Annotated in this window: 18 protein-coding genes; 9 read left to right on the forward strand and 9 right to left on the reverse strand. The window is 70.6% G+C overall.

Annotation, left to right across the window (positions count from 1 at the left end):
- The first annotated feature begins 18 nt into the window (after positions 1-18).
- The 5 genes from ACFVQ0_RS02165 (at position 19) to ACFVQ0_RS02185 (ending at position 5,818) form a co-directional block, all read left to right on the forward strand.
- Positions 19-1,566 (forward strand): GMC family oxidoreductase, encoded by a 1,548-nt coding sequence (locus ACFVQ0_RS02165; protein ID WP_390083667.1) that lies wholly within the window; start codon positions 19-21, stop codon positions 1,564-1,566.
- A gap of 255 nt (positions 1,567-1,821) precedes the next feature.
- Entirely contained in the window at positions 1,822-2,457 is a 636-nt protein-coding gene (locus tag ACFVQ0_RS02170) for a carboxymuconolactone decarboxylase family protein (protein WP_390083669.1), read from the forward strand.
- On the forward strand, positions 2,454-3,332 hold the full coding sequence (locus ACFVQ0_RS02175; protein WP_390083671.1) for an SDR family NAD(P)-dependent oxidoreductase: 879 nt from the start codon (positions 2,454-2,456) through the stop codon (positions 3,330-3,332). The genes ACFVQ0_RS02170 and ACFVQ0_RS02175 overlap by 4 nt, the downstream gene beginning before the upstream one ends.
- A 276-nt stretch (positions 3,333-3,608) precedes the next feature.
- A complete protein-coding gene (locus ACFVQ0_RS02180; protein ID WP_390083673.1) occupies positions 3,609-4,664 on the forward strand; it encodes a carboxymuconolactone decarboxylase family protein in 1,056 nt (351 codons plus the stop codon).
- A 356-nt stretch (positions 4,665-5,020) separates the two neighbouring features.
- Positions 5,021-5,818, forward strand: coding sequence for a helix-turn-helix transcriptional regulator (locus tag ACFVQ0_RS02185; RefSeq protein WP_390083675.1), 798 nt, complete (start codon positions 5,021-5,023; stop codon positions 5,816-5,818).
- A 156-nt stretch (positions 5,819-5,974) separates the two neighbouring features.
- Here the strand turns inward: ACFVQ0_RS02185 and ACFVQ0_RS02190 are convergent, their stop codons facing one another.
- From ACFVQ0_RS02190 to ACFVQ0_RS02215, 6 genes are all read right to left on the reverse strand, one after another.
- Entirely contained in the window at positions 5,975-6,676 is a 702-nt protein-coding gene (locus ACFVQ0_RS02190; RefSeq protein WP_390083677.1) for a maleylpyruvate isomerase family mycothiol-dependent enzyme, read from the reverse strand.
- The gene (locus ACFVQ0_RS02195) at positions 6,673-7,695 is read right to left on the reverse strand and encodes an NAD-dependent epimerase/dehydratase family protein (protein WP_390083679.1); all 1,023 of its coding nucleotides are present in this window, start codon (positions 7,693-7,695) and stop codon (positions 6,673-6,675) included. Before ACFVQ0_RS02195 ends, ACFVQ0_RS02190 begins: the two co-directional genes overlap by 4 nt.
- Positions 7,696-7,874: 179 nt before the next feature.
- Entirely contained in the window at positions 7,875-9,185 is a 1,311-nt protein-coding gene (locus ACFVQ0_RS02200; protein ID WP_390083681.1) for an ABC1 kinase family protein, read from the reverse strand.
- Positions 9,186-9,277: 92 nt separating this feature from the next.
- On the reverse strand, positions 9,278-10,051 hold the full coding sequence (locus ACFVQ0_RS02205) for a TIGR03084 family metal-binding protein (RefSeq protein ID WP_390085349.1): 774 nt from the start codon (positions 10,049-10,051) through the stop codon (positions 9,278-9,280).
- Positions 10,052-10,152: 101 nt separating this feature from the next.
- The gene (locus ACFVQ0_RS02210) at positions 10,153-10,290 is read right to left on the reverse strand and encodes a hypothetical protein (RefSeq protein ID WP_390083683.1); all 138 of its coding nucleotides are present in this window, start codon (positions 10,288-10,290) and stop codon (positions 10,153-10,155) included.
- Positions 10,291-10,570: 280 nt separating this feature from the next.
- Complete coding sequence (locus ACFVQ0_RS02215; protein ID WP_390083685.1) at positions 10,571-11,536, reverse strand: pirin family protein; 966 nt, start codon at positions 11,534-11,536, stop codon at positions 10,571-10,573.
- A 141-nt stretch (positions 11,537-11,677) separates the two neighbouring features.
- Here ACFVQ0_RS02215 and ACFVQ0_RS02220 point away from each other — a divergent pair, with 141 nt between their 5' ends.
- Entirely contained in the window at positions 11,678-12,034 is a 357-nt protein-coding gene (locus tag ACFVQ0_RS02220) for a tetratricopeptide repeat protein (protein ID WP_390083687.1), read from the forward strand.
- Between the two features lie 100 nt (positions 12,035-12,134).
- Positions 12,135-12,644, forward strand: coding sequence for a GNAT family N-acetyltransferase (locus tag ACFVQ0_RS02225; RefSeq protein ID WP_390083689.1), 510 nt, complete (start codon positions 12,135-12,137; stop codon positions 12,642-12,644).
- 93 nt (positions 12,645-12,737) lie between these two features.
- Here the strand turns inward: ACFVQ0_RS02225 and ACFVQ0_RS02230 are convergent, their stop codons facing one another.
- Entirely contained in the window at positions 12,738-13,511 is a 774-nt protein-coding gene (locus ACFVQ0_RS02230) for a CbtA family protein (RefSeq protein WP_390083690.1), read from the reverse strand.
- A 29-nt stretch (positions 13,512-13,540) separates the two neighbouring features.
- On the reverse strand, positions 13,541-13,756 hold the full coding sequence (locus ACFVQ0_RS02235; protein WP_024492504.1) for a CbtB-domain containing protein: 216 nt from the start codon (positions 13,754-13,756) through the stop codon (positions 13,541-13,543).
- Between the two features lie 261 nt (positions 13,757-14,017).
- Here ACFVQ0_RS02235 and ACFVQ0_RS02240 point away from each other — a divergent pair, with 261 nt between their 5' ends.
- Together ACFVQ0_RS02240 and ACFVQ0_RS02245 are read left to right on the forward strand one after the other, a co-directional pair.
- Positions 14,018-14,602: a histidine phosphatase family protein gene (locus ACFVQ0_RS02240; protein WP_390083692.1), complete on the forward strand. Its 585-nt coding sequence runs from the start codon at positions 14,018-14,020 to the stop codon at positions 14,600-14,602.
- Between the two features lie 196 nt (positions 14,603-14,798).
- Complete coding sequence (locus ACFVQ0_RS02245) at positions 14,799-15,701, forward strand: family 16 glycosylhydrolase (protein ID WP_390083694.1); 903 nt, start codon at positions 14,799-14,801, stop codon at positions 15,699-15,701.
- A gap of 89 nt (positions 15,702-15,790) precedes the next feature.
- On the opposite strand, the gene ACFVQ0_RS02250 is transcribed toward ACFVQ0_RS02245, so the two are convergent.
- A complete protein-coding gene (locus ACFVQ0_RS02250) occupies positions 15,791-16,915 on the reverse strand; it encodes a PQQ-dependent sugar dehydrogenase (protein WP_390083696.1) in 1,125 nt (374 codons plus the stop codon).
- Positions 16,916-17,177 lie beyond the last annotated feature (262 nt).

Raw genomic sequence — 17,177 nt, forward strand, 5'->3', positions numbered from 1 at the left:
CTGGCGAGGTTTAATTCCATGACGCACACGTATGACGCGATCATCGTCGGGTCGGGCTCCGCGGGTGCGGCGCTCGCAGCCCGGCTGAGCGAGGACCCGGCCCGTTCGGTACTCCTCATCGAAGCGGGCCCGGACTTTCCCGATCCGGCCGACATCCCGCACGACATCACCAACGGCAATGCCATGTCGATGAGCAGGCACGACTGGCACTACCGCGCGGAGATCATGGACGGCCGGCGCATCCTCTTTCCCCGTGGAAAGATCACCGGCGGCTCATCCGCGGTCGGTGCCACCATCGCGCTGCGGGGTGTGCCCGAGAACTACGACAAGTGGGCGGCGGCGGGCAACCCGGCGTGGGCGTACGAGCAGGTGCTGCCGTACTTCCGCCGGCTGGAGGACGATCTGAACTTCGGGGGTCGCTACCACGGCAAGGGCGGCCCGGTGCCGATCCGCCGGTTCCAGCCGGACGAGATGACCACCATGCAGCGCGCCTTCACCGAAGCGAGCCTGGCGGCCGGATTCCCCGAGGTCTCCGACCACAACCACCCCGAGGCGACCGGAATCGGCCCGATCCCGTCCAACCGGCGCGACCCCCGCTACCGGGTCTCGACGGCGATGGCGTACCTGACGTACGAGGTACGGGCACGGGAGAACCTGGCCATCCGCAGCGGGACGCTGGTGCACGAGGTGCTCCTTGAGGGCGACCGCGCGGTCGGCGTCCTGGTCTCGGCCGGTGGCGGCGAGCCGGAGAGACTGCGGGCGCACAAGATCGTCCTGTCGGCCGGCGCCGTCAACACCCCGACGCTGCTGATGCGTTCGGGAATCGGCCCGGCCGACGACCTGACCAGGCTCGGGATCGACGTCCGGCTGAACCGGCCCGGGGTCGGCGCCCATCTGATGGACCACCCGCGGACCGGCGTGTTCATGCGGCCCAAGGAGGGGGCACTGGACGAGAACGTGCCGTTCCTGCAGTCCATGGTGCGGACCACGGCCAAGGGGTCCACCGACTTCAACGACATGCAGTACTACATGGTCAACCACTTCGATCTGGAGCTCTTCCCCGAGCTCCAGATGCTGGCGGGCGCCTCGATGATCTTCGGCGTCATGGTGGTGGACCAGCAGCCGGAGTCGGTCGGCCGGCTGCGGCTGGCCTCGGCCGACCCGGCGGCGGGTCCGGACATCCAGCTCGACTTCCTCTCCACCGAACGGGACCTGGAGAAGATGGTCCAGGGCGTCCGAACCTGCTGGGAGCTGGCCAACCACCCGGGGATCGCGGCGCGGGGCGACGGCTTCATCGTTCTGAACGACAAGCTCATCGAGAAGGACGCGATGGTCGAGCAGTACGTGAAGGTGAGCCTGGACAGCGGCTACCACCCGGTGGGCACGGCCCGCATGGGCACCGCTGACGACGCGGGCGCCGTGGTGGACGAACAGCTGCGGGTGCACGGGGTGGAGAACCTGTACGTGGCCGACGCCTCGGTGATGCCGAGCATCGTCAACTGCAACACCAACCTCACCTCGATCATGATCGGTGAGCGGCTCGCGGACTGGCTGCGCGCCGAGTGAGCTGAACCCGCCCGGCCTCCCCCGACGGCCGTTCCGGCGCCTGCCGCGCCGGGACGGCCGCCCGTATGTCCAGGTCCGGAACCCGCCGGCAGGCGGACGCAGGGCAATCTGAAAGACGAGACGCCGTCGCCATTCCTGCCACCATGAGAGAAAACAACGCCGCAATTACCTGGCGGACAGCATGACCATATTTTCCTGCATTTCTCAATCGGTTCGCGGGGCGGCTCCCACAATCGGAAGAAAAGGCGATCATCCATGACCGATCCGAATGCGCTGAGCACGGTCCGCGTCCCCCTGGTGGGGGAGGACGAGGCCCAGGGCAGGACCGCGGAGCTGTACGAGGCGATCAAGTCCCGGATGGGGATTCCCTTCGTGCCGGACATGTTCCGCCTGGTGTCCAGCCGACCCGACCTGCTGGAGGTCGTGATCGCCGGCTACGGCGGCGTGTTCAACGACGGCGTGCTGCCGCGTGCGACCCGCGAGATGATCTCCGCCTGGAGCTCCAAGGTCAACGGCTGCCCGTACTGCGTGGGCACCCACAACTGGTTCCTGGCCCAGTTCGGCGGCGATCAGGAACTCACCGACGCGATAGCCGGCGCCGCCTCGGTGGAGGACCTGCCGATCGACGAGCGCACCAAGGAGCTCATGCGCCTGGTCACCCAGATCTGCACGGGAGCGTTCCGGGTCACCGACGAGGACTGGGCCAGGACCGAGGCCGCGGGCTGGACCAACGCGGAGATGCTGGAAGCGGTCTTCACCGCGTCACTGTTCGCCTTCATCAACCGCCTGGTGGACGGCCTGGGCCTGGGAGACTCCGTGGCCCGCAGCCGGATCGCCTCGCAGCCGGAGGACGCCACCGTGTCCGAGCTGCCGCTGGCGGAGCCCCGATGAGCAGCCCCTCGCGAGCGATCCTGCTGACCGGGGCGTCGTCGAGCACCGGCATGTCCTCCGGCACCGGAAAGGCCGTGGCGCTGCGGCTGCACCGGGCCGGCTGGCCGGTCTACGCGACGGCGCGACGGCCCGAGGCACTGGCCGAGCTGGAGGCCGAGGGCATCCGGGTCCTCCAACTGGACGTCAACGACGAGGATTCGATGACGTCCGTCGTCGACAGGATCACCGCCGAGCACGGCTCGGTCGGCACCCTGATCAACAACGCCGCCTACAGCCTCAACGGCACCATCGGCGAGACGCCGATGGACGAGGTGCGCAGCCAGTTCGAGACGAACCTCTTCGGACTGTGCCGGCTCACCCAGCTCGTGCTGCCCGGCATGCGGGCGCGGGGCAGCGGCCGGGTGATCATGATGTCGTCCATCTTCGGCCAGTTCGCCACCCCGGGCCGCGGTTACTACCAGGCCACCAAGCACGCGCTGGAGGCCATCAGCGATTCGCTGCGTCTGGAGGTGGACGGGTTCGGCATCAAGGTGGTGCTGGTCGAACCGTCCCCGGTGCTCGGCGGGTTCGTACCGATGTCGGTCGCCGACCTCGGGATGTCGGGGCAGGAGCGTGGCGGTGTGTACGACGACTTCTGGAAGTACTTCGTCGACTGGCACGGCGCCTACCGGGAGACGGAGAAGCCGAGCGGCCGCGGCCGGATGGCGGTGCGTGCGGAGACCGTGGCGCAGGTCATAGAGAAGGCGGTGACCAGCGACAACCCTCGCATCAGGTACCGGATCGGGATGCCGTCCCGGTTGCTGCCGCGGATGCGGTGGACCATCGGGGACAGGATGTTCGAACGCTTCGTCCGGGCGTTCTTCCCCGTCCCTTAGGACGTGCCGTCACCCGTGGCTCCGTCCGGGCCCGCCCACAGCGGCGGGCCCGGACGGGGCACGGCCGCGCGCCCAGCGGCAGTCGTGCCCCGCAACTCGTTTGGGACGGGCCGTCAGACCGCAAGAATGAAGAAGGAGGAACCCCGCATCGGTGTGACGATTGACTGCGCACCGAAAGTCATCCGCCGAGGAGCTGAGGGAAGTGCCACCGATGCATGAAGGCCACGCGGAGCCACCGCGGCGCGACGTCACCGGTCCGGATCCCGGAGCAGACGCATGAAGGACCCGAGACTGCTCGTCCAGTCGCCGCTCAGGAGGCTGTCCCTGCTCCAGATCCGGCACATCGCGACCGTGCCGTTCGGTGAGGCGACCGGCGACACCGCCCGGGTCTACCGGGAGCTCGAACGGGACTTCGGGGTGCTGGCGCCACCCATAGCCCTGCACGCTCCGGTGCCGGCACTGCTCGCGGCCTCCTGGATGACACTGCGCGAGACGATGCTGGCCGACGGGCTGGCCCCGCGGGCCGTGAAGGAAGCGGTGGCCGCCGCCGTATCCCGGGGCAACCAGTGCCCCTTCTGCACCACCATGCACTCCACGATGCACAACTCCCTGACGGCCCGGCCCCCTTCGTCCGGGCGGGGCGCCAAGTCGGGACCGGACGGCGGCCCGGGGACGGAGCCGGACCAGTTGGCGGCGTGGATCGGCTCGGCGGGCAGGCCCCCGTTCGCACCCGAACTGGTGCCGGAGCTGGCCGGGACCGCGTTCTGCCTCCAGTACCTCAACCGGATGGTCAACGTCTTCCTGGGCGCGCAACCGCTGCCGCCGCACGCCCCGGACCGGGCGGTGGGCCCCGTGCTGCGGGTGCTGACCGGCCTGATGCGCAGCTCCGTCCGGGCCAGGGCCCGGCCCGGTACGTCGCTGTCGCTGCTGCCCGACGCACCGCTGCCGAAGGAACTGGACTGGGCGGCGGCCGATCCGCGGATCGCCGCGGCGCTGGCCCGCAGCACGGCGGCCGTCGAGCTGACGGCGGCCGAACTGGTGCCGGAGCCGGTCCGGAACCTGGTGACCGCCGAACTGGCCCGCTGGGACGGCGGCGACCCCGGCCTCGGCCGGGCCTGGCTGGACGCCCCGCTGCGGGAACTGCCGCCGGCCGACCGGCCGGCGGGCAACCTCGCACTGCTCACCGCCCTGGCCTCCTACCGGGTGGACGACAAGGTCATCGCGGCCTTCCGGCAGAGCGGCGAGGGTGACCGGGAGATCCTCGCTGTCACGTCGTGGGCGGCCCAGCGGGCGGCCCAGCGGCGCAGCGGACAACTGCTCCGCGACAGCTGAACACCCAGCCCCCTCGGTCTGCGGCTGTCGTTCCGCCCACCGCCTTGCGGTGGTGTTCCGATACAGGGTCCGTGCGCCCTGAATTCTCCAGGTGTTGATGCCCGATGCGGCGCAGCGGGCTCCAACACTTTCACGTCGTCGCCCGAAAGCGGGTCCCCTTTCCCGCCGACCTGCGGCCGTCAGGCTCTGCCCTGCACGCCCGGTCAGGACGTATCGCTTCATCGGCACGTTCGGAGAAATGCCGTGCAAATCTTTGCGGTACACATTATGTCACCGACAGAGCGTCAGTTCTGAGATGCTGCTCGGCCATTTCCGTCAGGACGCATTCGATTCATCGACAAGCTTGGAGCAATGCCATGCAGGTCGCCGTTGAACGCGCGATAGCGACGATGTGGGACCGATACGAGGAACCACTTTCGCTCGACGAGATCGCCAACACCGCGATTCTCAGCAAATTCTACTTCTCCCGAGTGTTCCGCAATCTCACCGGGACCTCCCCGGGCCGGTTCCTTTCCGTGGTCCGGTTGCACCAGGCGAAGAACCTGTTGTTGGAAACCAATCTCAGCGTCACCGAGATCTCCTACCGGGTCGGCTACAACAGTCTCGGCACCTTCACCAGTCGTTTCACCCGCAGTGTGAGTCACTCCCCGGCCCGCTACCGGGCGCTGGCCCGTGCCGGGCTGCTCACGCCGAGCGGCGGGGCCGCCACGGGGCCGGAGCAGCCGCTCGACGGTGGCCGGCCCACCAGTGAACTGGAGGGCACCATTCGTCTCCCCGGCGTCACACAGCCGGTGCGGATCTACGTCGGTGCGTTCCGTGAGTCGATCGTGCAGGGCCGCCCGACCGCCTGCGCGATCCTGGACGGGCCCGGTTCGTTCTCGCTGCGCCTGTCGGAGGGCCCCTGGTACATCCGGGCGGCCGTACTCGCCATGGACGACCCTCCCTCGCCGCTCGGTCGGCGGCGCCCGCTGCTGGTGGCTTCGGGCCAGGTCCTGAACGTACGACGGGACCAGGACGTCCGGGTCAACCTGATCGGGCGTCCGCCGACCCCCCTGGACCTGCCGATCCTGCTGGCGCTGCCGGAGCTGGACTTCTCGGGTCTGCCGAAGGCCGGCGGTGCTCCTTTCGAGCTGCCCGCCGTCTCCGGCACCTGAGACCGCAGGCGCGAAGGAGAACGCCCGGTCCGTCGTGCGACGGGCCGGGCGTTCTCCTTCGTGCAGCCCTTCCGTGCGCCGGCCCCGCCCTGGGCACCCGGCCCGGCCGGTGCGGACCCGGACGCTCCTGCCGCGGCCCTCGCGGGGCCCGGCGGGTCAGAACCCGCGGACCGGCTCCACCTCGTTCGCGGGCGGCGCGAACGGCCCCCAGGCGAAGGCCGGCATCCAGATCGCCGACGGGTCCCCTGACCAGCGCAGGTCCTCGATCTGGTGCCGGGTACGGCGGCCGGTCAGCGACCGGAACACGTCGAAAGCCGGGCCCTGGACAGTGGCGACGGGAGCACCCTCTCCCACCACCCAGTCCCGCTCCGGGGTGTCGATCCGCAGCGCCGGCAGATTCCCCCCGTGCAGCGCGAGGCCGAAGCCCATAGTGGCCAGGTCCAGCGCGCCGGGGAACGCCGGATGGCCGGACGGCTCAACCGTCTCGCCCAGACCGTCGCGCAGGTCCATCTCGTGCGAGAACACGTCGAGCAACAGGATGCGCCGCCGCAGCTCGGGGGTGCGGTCCAGTGCCTCGCGCAACTCGCCGTCCAGGGCGTCCCACCGGTCCAGCAGAACGGGCAGGTCAACGCCCTCCGACGGGCGCAGGTCTATCTGGTTGTCCTCCAGGGCGACGAACGACTCGCATATGTGCACCAGGTGACCGATGAGGTCGCGCACGGTCCAGTCGGGGCAGGCGGGCACACCGGCGGCGGCCGTGTCCGGCGTCCGGGTGACCAGGCCGGCGATGTTCTTCCTGGTCCGCCGGTAGGCGTGGTACTGCTCGGCCGGATCGTGTCCGGTCCCCGCCGCCTTCATGACCCGCTCCGCTCGCCCACGGTGCCGGCCTGGCGCCGCGTCAGCAGACCGGCCCGGTGGAGCCAGCGAGCGGTGTCGGCCATCGTCGTCGCGACGGGCCGCGCCGTGGGGAACCCGGCCGTAGCGGCTCGGGCCACCGGGACCGCGTGCACGCAGGTGTAGGCGGCGCCGAACTCGGCGGGGATGTGCCACGACCACCACCGCTGGACCTCATCGGCGACCCGTGCGGCGGGAAGCATGGCCCGCCCCGGCAGCCGCAGCGTCCTGAGCCGGCGGCCGGTCGCCGCGCGGAGCTCCGTCAGGTAGTCGGCCGTCGTCACGTACCGGTTGGGCCCGAAGACCCGTACCGGCTTGTCCGGCGGCGGGCCGAGGACCAGCCCCCCGAGTACCGCGGCGGTGTCACGCACGTCGCCCAGCGGGAAGCCGCCGGTGGGCCACAGCGGCATCAGACCGCGCAGCGCGTCGCGCAGCCGGCCGGTCTGGTCACCGAGCCTCGGGTCGTCGGGGCCCAGCAGGGCCGGGGGGTAGACGATGTGGACCGGCGCCCCGTCGTCCTGGTGCCGCCGGGCCAGCGTCTCGCAGGCCGCCTTGCTCGCCAGGTAGGGCTCGTCGGGGTCCCCCACCGGGCTTTCGGCGCGCAGCTCGGATTCGGTGGTGGGAATCAGGGCGCCGACGGTCGAGACGTACACCACCGTGCCGGTCCCGGCCCGGACCGCCGCCTTCAGGACCGCTTCGGTGCCCGCCACATTGGTGCGGGTGATGTCGTCACGGCGCCGGCGGTCGAAGGAGTAGACCGACCCCAGGTGGATCACGGCGTCGGCGCCGCGGACCGCGCGGGCCGCCGCTGCCTCGTCAGCGACGTCGCCGGTGACGGTCTCCACCGTGTCCGGGTCGATGCCGAGCGGGCCGAGCGCCGGCGCCAGCCGCAGCGGGTCGCGCACCAGCAGCCGGATCCGCGCTCCGCCGGCCGCGAGGGCCGCGACCGTGTGCGAGCCGAGGAAGCCGGTGCCTCCTGTCACACAGACCAACATGTCGTTCCTCCTTCTCCGTCCCCTGCTCGGCGTGTCGCTCCGCCGGCCGACGCGGCCGGTCCGCAGGCGTGCACAACCGGTCCGGCGGGAGCTGTCGGGTGATATCCGCCACGCGGCGGTTCGTGCCGCCCGGCCCGTGCCGCACGAAGGCGGGGCCGGCGCGGTTCTCAGGCGGCCCACCCGCCAAGGGGGCCGTCCTCGCGGCGCTCGGCGTCCACTTGGACGTCCTTGGCGAAGGAGGCCATCAGCACGGGAACCGCCTCGGCCTGAAAGTCGACCTCGGAGTCGAACTCCTTGATCATTCCCTCCAGCACCAGGAGCGACAGCAGCGGGAAGGCGAACTCGGCCGCGGCGAAGACGCCGAAATCCTTCTGGAGCTTGAACAGCCGCGGCGCGAACGCCCCGAGGTCGAAGTCCTTGGACAGCGCCCCGGCCACCTCGTCCACCAGCTCCGTCACCGCGCTGCGGAAACCTTCCCGGTCCAATTCCGCGGGGAGCCGCGCGGCGCTGTTGAGCACGATGTCCGCGCACTTCGGGCCGTTGCCCTGGGCCATGTTGAGGAAGAAGCCGGCGAAGGAGCGCCGCACGGCGTCGGGCAGCCGCACCACGAAGCCGGCGTCCAGCACCACGACCCGCCCCTCACCGTCCAGGCAGAGGTTGCCCGGATGCAGGTCGCAGTGCACCACGCCGTCCACGAAGAGCATGCGGTAGACCGCCCGCAGGACGTCTCGGACCACCTCCTGGCGGCGGGCCACCGACATGCCGTGGGGCCGGAACCGGCCGATGTCCGGGACGAACTCCATGGTGAGCACCGTCGGTCCGCACAGTCCCTCGACGGGCGCGGGGATGCGCAGTTCGGTGTGGTCGCGGAGGTTGCCGCGCAGCGCGAGCAGGGAATCGTGTTCGGCGGTGAAGTCGAGCTGGCGCAGGACGGCGCCGCCGAGTTGTCCGATCATCTCCTCGGCGGGCAGGTCCCGCATGCTCGGCATCAGCCGGCCGGCCCGCGCGCCGAGCAGGGCCAGTCGCAGGTCGGCCTCCAGCACCGGGCGGATGCCGTGCCGCTGCACCTTGACGGCGACCTCGGTGCCGTCGGCGAGCCGTGCGCGGTGCACACTGGCGATACTGCCGCAAGCCACCGGCTTCCAGTCGAACTCGGCGAAGGCATCCGAGAATCCGGCCTCGGCGAGGGTGCGTGCCACCGCCGCGCGTCTCGGCTGCCGCACCTCGTCGGCCAGTTCGCCCAACGCGTCGCACCAGCGTTCGGGGACCAGGTCACGGCGCGTGCTGAGCAGTTGCCCCGCCTTGACGAAGAACGGCCCCAGCGCGGTGAGCAGCCGGGGAGCGCGGTGCGCCAGTCGGGTCCGGCCGCCGCGGGTCATCGTGTGCGGCAGGGCGGCGATCAGATGTCCGGTGACGATCAGGGCGGTGGCACAGGCACGCTTCAACAGCAGCCACCAGCTGGTCCGTTGTTCTCGCACGGCAACCCCAGATCCCTCGTGTCGGGCGGACCGAAGACGGCCCGTCAGATAGAAAAGCAGCCACCGGGCCGGTGATCTATACGCCATATTGCTCACTGCGGTGCCCGGCCCGTGCCGGGCGGTCCGACGTAGGACTGTGCGATGTCCAGCCACTGGTCGGCCTCCGTCCCGACAGCGCTCAGCGCGAGGTCGTCGCGGTGCCTGCGCCGGGTGACGAGCAGGCAGAGGTCCTCGGCCGGGCCGGCGATCCGCTGCCTGGCCTCCGGCGGGCCGAAGGCCCACAGCACCCCGGACGGGGCCGTCAGCTCGAAACGGAACGGCTTGGCCGGAGGCCGCAGACCGCGGACACGGTAGGCCAGGTCCCGGGTGCGGGTGCCGAGGAAGACGATGTGGCCGATCCGGTCAGTGAGCACGCGCGGACGCCCGAGGCCGTCGCGGATGTCCTGGCCGTGCGCGAATAGCTCCGTCAACGCGACCGCGGCGAGCACACTGCCCGGCAGCGCTCCGGCCGGCCACGGCACGAGGTCACGCCGCTCCAGCGCGGCCAGCCCCTTCTCGGCGGCGGCCCGTTCCTCGGCCCAGCGACGCAGCAGAACGGGAACCGGCTCCGCGACGTACTCGGCGAGCCTCGCGTCCATCCCGGACTGGAAGTTCTCCCGGACCGGCGCGGTCTCGGTCTCGAAGCCGTCCGCGTCGCTCGCCGCGAGCCGGACCATATGGGAGACGTACGCCAGGTGAGCCACCTGGTGACGGACCGTCCAGGAGGCGGCGGGGGTCTCCGCCGCCCATTCCTCGGGGCTCAGTCCTGACACGAGATCACCGAGTTCGGTGCCCTCCACCGCCAGATCGGCGTACACGTCCTGCATCGCGGTCACGTGGCCATTCCTTTCGAGGCGTCAAAAAGCGCAGCGGGCGAACCGTGTCCATCTTCCGGGCGCGGGCGGACCGCCACTTCCTCGCACGTGCTCTACGCGCCGCCTTCGGCTCCCCGGAAGCGGCGGACGGTTCTGTCCTCCACGGCGAGGCGCCGCAGCGCGAGCAGCGCCGGTTCCAGCGGGAGGCTCACCAGCCCGCCGTCGATAGGCGTTCCGAGGACCCGGTGCATGGTCGCAGGGCGCGGGGCCCTGCACGCTCGCCACCTCGCCCCGTCCCGCGCGGTGACGGTGTGCGCGGACCACACCACGTGGGCTCCGACTCACGTCCGACAGTCGGTCAGGGAAGTCGGCGGAAGGTCAGTACCAGTCCTGGCACACCTGGCCCGACAAGGTCACACATGACCACTCAGCCATCCACGAACATCCGGAACAACGCCCGGGGGTCCTCCCCCGCCCGCACGCAACCGCAGGCGACAAGGGCAAGGGCCTCCACCGATGAGCAGGAGCGGGTCAACGCACCCGACCGCGCGCCTTCAAGGGCACCGGCGGCAGGGCGGGGGCGGGGAGCGGGGCGCCGTCGTAGCCGCGTACAGCGCCGAACCGGTCACCGTTCATCCAGCCCTCACGGGCCTTCTCGATGTCGTCCTGGGTCCTGCCCACGAAGTTCCACCACATGACGATCTCCTCCTCGAAGGGCTCACCGCCCAAGAGCATCAGACCGGCGTCGGACTCCGCGCGCAGCGGAAGTTCGTCGCGGCCGCAGCCGAGGTAGAGCATCGAGCCCGGCAGGACGGGTACGCCGTCGACCTCGGCCTCGCCGGACATCGACAGCACCGCGTACTCGAAGTCGGGGTCGAGCGGGAGACGCGCCTCGGCGCCCCGGTTCAGGGCGAGGTCGGCGCCGACGATCGGGGTGTACGTGGTGCCGGGCGAGGTCGCGCCGTCGAGGTCGCCGAGGATCACCGTGGCGGTGAGGCCCGGGGCGGTGACCGTCGGCAGGTCCGTGTGGTGCTGGAAGTGCGGCTCCGTATCGCGGTGGGCGTTGGGGAGCGCGACCCAGAGCTGCGCGCCGTGCAGCAGCGCGGCGTGCGACCTGGGGCTCTCCTCGGAGTGGCTGATCGCCCGGCCGGAGGTCATCAGGCCGAGTTCGCGCGGGCGGATCGTCGCCAGGCTGCCGAGGCTGTCGCGGTGCAGGACCTCGCCCTCGTGCAGCCAGCTGACCGTCTGCAGGCCCATGTGGGGGTGGGGCGGTACCTGCATCCCGGGCTCGTCGGCGATGTCGTCGGGGCCGTAGTGGTCCACGAAGGCCCAGGCCCCGACCATGCGGCGGCCGAGATTGGGCAGCAGTCTGCGGACCTCGGTGGACTCCCCGAGCTTCACACGGCGCGGGGTGAGGAGTTCACGTACCGGTTCGGCCACGACGAAGCCGCGTCCTCCGCAGACGGAGGGGACGGCCTGACGATCGAGATTGCTCATGGCGCTCAACCTATTCCCGTACGGCCCGGTCCGACGGCACCCACGCCGAATATTTAGTGGAATGTTAAACCATCTCGGAGTGTTGTGGCGATTGACGCGTACGGGACCGGCCCGGCGGCGAGCCTCGACCGAGGAGGACGAATGACCGACACCTACTACGAGTTCGGAACCGCCGCCGAGCGGTGGGACCGCGCGCAGTTCTTCTTCGAGTCGAAGGAGTACCTGGTGGCGGCCCGGATTCTGGGCGGGCTGGTCGAGGAGGTGCCGGAGCAGGTCGCGCCGCGCCTGCTGCTGGCCAGGGCCTACTACCACTCGGCGCGGCTGGGCCGGGCCGAGACAGAACTGCGGGCGGTGCTGGAGCTCGATCCCGTCGAGCACTACGCCCGGCTGATGCTCGGGCGCACGCTGGAGCGCCAGGGGCGCCCGGCGGAGGCCGCGACGCACCTCCGGGTGGCGGCCGCGCTGTCCGGGGACTTCACACCGGCCGGGGGCGAGTAGCCGGCGGCCGGTCACCGCCCTCGTCCGCGCCGGCCGACCGGCGCGGACGAGGGGATATCCGGGTGCGGACCGCGCGGACCGCGTGATAGTCCACTGGGTCATGACTGTGCTCGGTACTCCACGCCTCCTGCTCCGCGCCATGAGCGCATCCGACGCCGAGCACGTGGTGGCCGGCTGCCCACCGGAGGGCGTCAGCTGGGCGGCCGGGTACCCCTCCCCGGGTGAGCGGGCGGCGGCCACGCGGCTGCTCGGCACCTTTGCCGGCCCCGGGGATCCGAGCCCGTTCGGCTCGTACGAGATACGGCTCGGGGAGGACGGGCCGGTGATCGGCGGGATGGGGTTCCACGGAGCGCCCGACGAGGCCGGGCACGTCACGATCGGTTACGGGCTGGTGCCGTCGGTCCGGGGCATGGGGTACGCCTCCGAGGCGCTGCGGGCGCTGCTGCGGTTCGCCCGGGACCAGGGCGTCACCTGCGTGCACGGGGACACCGACCTCGACAACATCGCGTCCCAGCGCGTCATGACAGCCGCGGGCATGCGTTTCGTGCGTCAGGACTCCGCGCTGAAGCACTACCGGGTGGACTGGGACGAGCGGCCCGGCCAGGAGTGAGCCGGTCCGGGCCCGGACCGGAACACGGCGGAACCCGCGAGAATTCACCTCGCGGGTTCCGATGTGTCGCGGTCCGACAGTGCCTGCGTGCGGTCAGCCCGCGGCGGTGGCGGTTCGTTCCGACGTTCCGCTTCCGGCCGTCACGGCCTGCTCCCTCGGCACCAGCAGCCGCTCCGTGAGGTAGCCGAAGACCAGCCCGAAAGTGGTCCATAGCGTGAACTGAACCGCGAGCGTGGCCAGCCTGAACTGCCACAGCAGGGTGGCCGGGAAGTCCCTTCCCACCTCGTTGAACGAGGGCAGGAACGCGTACGCGAGACCGATCACCAGCACATAGCCGGCCGCTGCCGCGATCGTCGCGTTCCAGGCGCCCAGGCGGGGAGCCAGTCGCCTCCCGAGGATGACGGCGGCGACGGCCAGCAGCACGCTGAGGGCGACCATCAGGAAGAACAGCGTGGTGCGTTTGCCGATGGTGTCGGGGTTGCCGACGGCCGGCGGGTTGGCCGGGTACTTCAGGAACGGCACGACGTACACGGTCAGCAGGGCGGCGCCCGCGATCAACGCCGCCGTGGCCCGCGGGCCGAACCGGCCCATCCGGCCGAGGGCGTAGCAGAAGACGAGTGCGGCGATGCCGCCGATGGCCACGCCGAAGACGAGCACGCCGGTGGCGAGGCCCGCGGTGGACTGCATGGTGCGGCTGACGAGTTCCTCGCCGCCGCCGTGGTCGTGGCTGTGCGCCTCTTCGAGAGCGATGGCCGCGTCCACCCGGGACTCACCGAGGCAGTAGGCGACGATCAGCGCGAGCGCGCCCGCGATCAGGCCGGCCAGCATGCCGCGGACCAGCAGAGCTCTGACAGATATGGAGTTCATGAGGGATTCCCCTGGATCAGCCCGGTAGGTCAGTGGCAGGGGAAACCGAGGAGATGACGGCCGTCGTGGACCCACTCGTGCACGCCCGCGCCCGAGATGACGGAGGTGGCGCCCTGCTCGGCGCCGACGAAGTACAGCAGGATCAGCATGACGATGCCGAAGAAGACCGCCCAAGGGGCAATGGCCTTGAGGGAGATGGGGGTGATGGCGGGTGCGCCGGTGGTGGGGGCAGCAGTCTGTGCCATGGCAGAACCTCCTGTGGGAACACGCGTCCCGATCGTGGTGCCTGAGACGAAGGTGCTGGGTCTGACTTCCCGCACAGGTACGGGTTCACAGTGGCGCGACCGTGCCGGATTCTCACCGGGCTTCCGTCACACCGTCGTCATGTCGTCGCGACCATACCGCCTCGAAGCGGGGCCCGCCATGGTGCGTCGAGGGTGCCGAGGAGCCCGGATGCCATGGTGTGCTTGGCCAAGTGGCCACTGTTCAGGGAGTTGAGGGCGGTAATGACGGTACGGGTGATGTTGATCTCACCGGCGATGAACGCCGCGCTGCGTGAGGCCCGGTTCGCGGGCGACGCGCCGCTGGACGCCTCCGGGCTCCGGCAGGCCCGGTCCGCCGCCGGCGTCGTGCCCGTCGCGGACCGGTGCCTGCGGGGTCCGTCCCTGCGCTGTGCCGCCACCGCGGACGCCCTCGGACTCCGGTCCGATCCCGAACCCGCCCTGTGCGACTGGGAGATGGGCCGCTGGTCCGGTGCGCCGCTCAGCGAGGTGAGCGCGGACGAGCCGGACGGGGTGGCGGCCTGGCTGACCGATCCGTCCGCCGCTCCGCACGGGGGCGAGTCCCTGCTGGAGCTCTGCGCCCGGGTGGGCACGTGGCTCGACTCCTCGCACGGGAGCGGTGGCGGGCGGGTGCTGGTGGTGGTCGAGCCCGCCGTGGTCCGGGCCGCCACCGTCCACGCGCTGGACCTTCCGCCGCAGGCCTTCTGGCGGCTGGACGTGGCACCGCTGACCGTCACGGAGCTCAGCGGCAGGTCGGGGCGGTGGAACCTGCGCTGCGGCCGGCCGCTCCAGCCGGACCCCGGGAACTGACACGCGTACCGCCGGGACGGCGGGTTCGGTGCGTGCAACAACTGTGGTCTGTGAGGAGCCTTGACACGCTCTTGGTTCACTTCTTAAATCACGTAGTGAACTAAGGCCTCAACTCCCCCACGTGGCCGCCATGCCCCCACTTGTCATATGCATGGCTAGTCACATTTCCTCCGTCCCGTACGGAAAGGAAATCCACATGAGCTCCCCCCACCTGACCAGGCGCCTCCTGGTCTCCGCACTCTCGGTACTCGCCCTCGTCTCGGCCACCTCCGGCCTCGCCTCCGCCGCTCCCGTGCCCCTTCCGGCGGCACAGGGCTCCGTCACCAGCCAGGCGTCCGCGGCTGCCGCGACGTTCACCGACGACTTCGACGGGGCCGCCGGTTCCGCTGTCGACGGCGGCAAGTGGCAGATCGAGACCGGGGACAACGTCGACAACCACGAGCGGCAGTACTACACCGCCGGGAACAGCAACGCGGCGCTGGACGGCCAGGGCCATCTGGTCATCACCGCGCGCAAGGAGAACCCGAGCAACTACCAGTGCTGGTACGGCACCTGCGAGTACACGTCGGCGCGGCTGAACACCTCGGGCAAGTTCACCCAGGCCTACGGTCATGTCGAGGCCCGGATGAAGATCCCGCGCGGCCAGGGCATGTGGCCCGCCTTCTGGATGCTCGGCGACGACATCGGACAGGTCGGCTGGCCCAACTCCGGCGAGATCGACATCATGGAGAACGTCGGCTTCGAACCAGGCACCGTCCACGGCACCCTGCACGGACCCGGCTACTCCGGCTCCGCCGGCATCGGCGCCGGATACACCCTCCCCGATGGCCAGGCGTTCGCCGACGACTTCCACACCTTCGCCATCGACTGGGCCCCCGACTCCATCACCTGGTCCGTCGACGGCAACGTCTACCAGCACCGCACCCCCGCCGACACCAACGGCAACACCTGGGCCTTCAACAAGCCCTTCTTCCTCATCCTCAACCTCGCCGTCGGCGGCTACTGGCCCGGCGACCCCGACGGCAACACCACCTTCCCCCAGCAACTCGTCGTCGACCACGTCCGCGTCACCACCAGCGACAGCCAGCCCCCGGCCTGAGCGAAACGGTCGCGCAGGGCCGGGACCGCGGTTCGCGGTCCCGGCCCTGCGGGCCTTCCGGCTGTCAGTGTGCGGGGGACGTCATCGGCTCACGCCGGGTCGATGCGCGAGATGCCGCCGCCGATGGCGAGAACATACAGTTCGCCGTCGCCGCCCTCCACGAACGAAATGACCTCGCCGCCCTGGACTCCCAGGTCACCCTCGCCGGTGACCTCGCCGTTCTCGATCCGCAGGGTGCGGATCGTGCCGTCGCAGTAGTCGCTGAACACGTACTGCCCCTTGAGATCGGCGATGGCATCGCCCCGGTAGACGTAGCCACCGGTGACCGAGCAGCCGAGGCCGCTGCGGTCGTACTCGTGGACCGGCGGCACGTGATTCGCGGGCTCGGTACCGCCGCGGAAGGGGTGATTGCCCTCCATCGAGGACCAGCCGTAGTTCTCGCCGCCCTTGCTGGACGCGGGAGCCCAGTCGATCTCCTCCCAGTCGCTCTGGCCGACGTCACCGATCAGCAGGTCGCCCGTGCCCGCGTCGAACGAGAACCGCCACGGGTTGCGCAGTCCGTACGCCCAGATCTCGCCCCTCGCCGTGGGGTCTCCCACGAACGGGTTGTCCGCCGGGATGGCGTACGGGTCACCGCCGCCCGGATCGATCCGCAGAAGTTTGCCGAGCAGCGTGCCGAGGTTCTGGCCGTTGCCGTCCGGGTCACCGCCCGAACCACCGTCACCGAGGCCGATGTAGAGATAGCCGTCGGGGCCGAACATGATGTCGCCGCCGTTGTGGTTCGAGTACGGCTGGGTCTGTGTCAGAACGGTGCGCCGGGTGTCCGGCCGGATCGTGCCGCCCGCCATGGCGAACTCGTCCACGGTGCTGGTGCCTTCGAGGTCGGTGAACGAGATGTAGAAGTGTGCGAAGTCCGGATCGAACGCGATGCCCAGCAGGCCGCGTTCGCCGTCGATGGTGGTCTCGTCGGAGATGTCCAGGACCGGCTCGCCGAGCCCCTGGTCGTTCAGAACCCTTACGGTTCCCGCGCGTTCGGCGATCCAGACCGTGCCGTCCGGCCCGGCGGTGCCGGCGGACGGGCTCGTGGCGCGCGCGACTTCGTTGAGGACGACCGACGCCGACCGCTGCGGGGCGGCCGACGCCGTGGCGAGGGCCAGCGACGCGGCGAGACAGGCAGCGCCGACGATCGCCGTGATTCTGGTGCGTACTTTCACCGTGGCCTCCTGGAGGCGGTGAGTGGGGGGAGGTTACCCGGCCGCTCGACGGAGAGTCGGCCGGGCATCGCGCTCGCCGGCGCGCAACCAGGGGTGGGGAGTGGCGTGCCGCCGGCACGCACGAGGATAGAGGGACGGCACCCCCTTGGCCTAGGGCGTGTCGTCGGACTGCCGTCGTCGCCCGGAGGGCGGCAGTTCGACGACACGCCCTAGACCACAGCAGAGATGACTCGCTCCGCCCGCCGCACCCGCACGCCCTTCA

Origin of the sequence: Streptomyces sp. NPDC057900, assembly GCF_042887885.1 — a bacterium.
Classification (GTDB): Bacteria; Actinomycetota; Actinomycetes; order Streptomycetales; family Streptomycetaceae; genus Streptomyces.

Bases quoted from the DNA above. Each gene is read 5' to 3' on its own strand.
- ACFVQ0_RS02165 (WP_390083667.1), top strand. From the start codon at position 19: ATGACGCACACGTATGACGCGATCATCGTCGGGTCGGGCTCCGCGGGT.
- ACFVQ0_RS02170 (WP_390083669.1), top strand. From the start codon at position 1,822: ATGACCGATCCGAATGCGCTGAGCACGGTCCGCGTCCCCCTGGTGGGG.
- ACFVQ0_RS02175 (WP_390083671.1), top strand. From the start codon at position 2,454: ATGAGCAGCCCCTCGCGAGCGATCCTGCTGACCGGGGCGTCGTCGAGC.
- ACFVQ0_RS02180 (WP_390083673.1), top strand. From the start codon at position 3,609: ATGAAGGACCCGAGACTGCTCGTCCAGTCGCCGCTCAGGAGGCTGTCC.
- ACFVQ0_RS02185 (WP_390083675.1), top strand. From the start codon at position 5,021: ATGCAGGTCGCCGTTGAACGCGCGATAGCGACGATGTGGGACCGATAC.
- ACFVQ0_RS02190 (WP_390083677.1), bottom strand. From the start codon at position 6,676: ATGAAGGCGGCGGGGACCGGACACGATCCGGCCGAGCAGTACCACGCC.
- ACFVQ0_RS02205 (WP_390085349.1), bottom strand. From the start codon at position 10,051: ATGCAGGACGTGTACGCCGATCTGGCGGTGGAGGGCACCGAACTCGGT.
- ACFVQ0_RS02210 (WP_390083683.1), bottom strand. From the start codon at position 10,290: ATGCACCGGGTCCTCGGAACGCCTATCGACGGCGGGCTGGTGAGCCTC.
- ACFVQ0_RS02215 (WP_390083685.1), bottom strand. From the start codon at position 11,536: ATGAGCAATCTCGATCGTCAGGCCGTCCCCTCCGTCTGCGGAGGACGC.
- ACFVQ0_RS02220 (WP_390083687.1), top strand. From the start codon at position 11,678: ATGACCGACACCTACTACGAGTTCGGAACCGCCGCCGAGCGGTGGGAC.
- ACFVQ0_RS02225 (WP_390083689.1), top strand. From the start codon at position 12,135: ATGACTGTGCTCGGTACTCCACGCCTCCTGCTCCGCGCCATGAGCGCA.
- ACFVQ0_RS02230 (WP_390083690.1), bottom strand. From the start codon at position 13,511: ATGAACTCCATATCTGTCAGAGCTCTGCTGGTCCGCGGCATGCTGGCC.
- ACFVQ0_RS02235 (WP_024492504.1), bottom strand. From the start codon at position 13,756: ATGGCACAGACTGCTGCCCCCACCACCGGCGCACCCGCCATCACCCCC.
- ACFVQ0_RS02240 (WP_390083692.1), top strand. From the start codon at position 14,018: ATGACGGTACGGGTGATGTTGATCTCACCGGCGATGAACGCCGCGCTG.
- ACFVQ0_RS02245 (WP_390083694.1), top strand. From the start codon at position 14,799: ATGAGCTCCCCCCACCTGACCAGGCGCCTCCTGGTCTCCGCACTCTCG.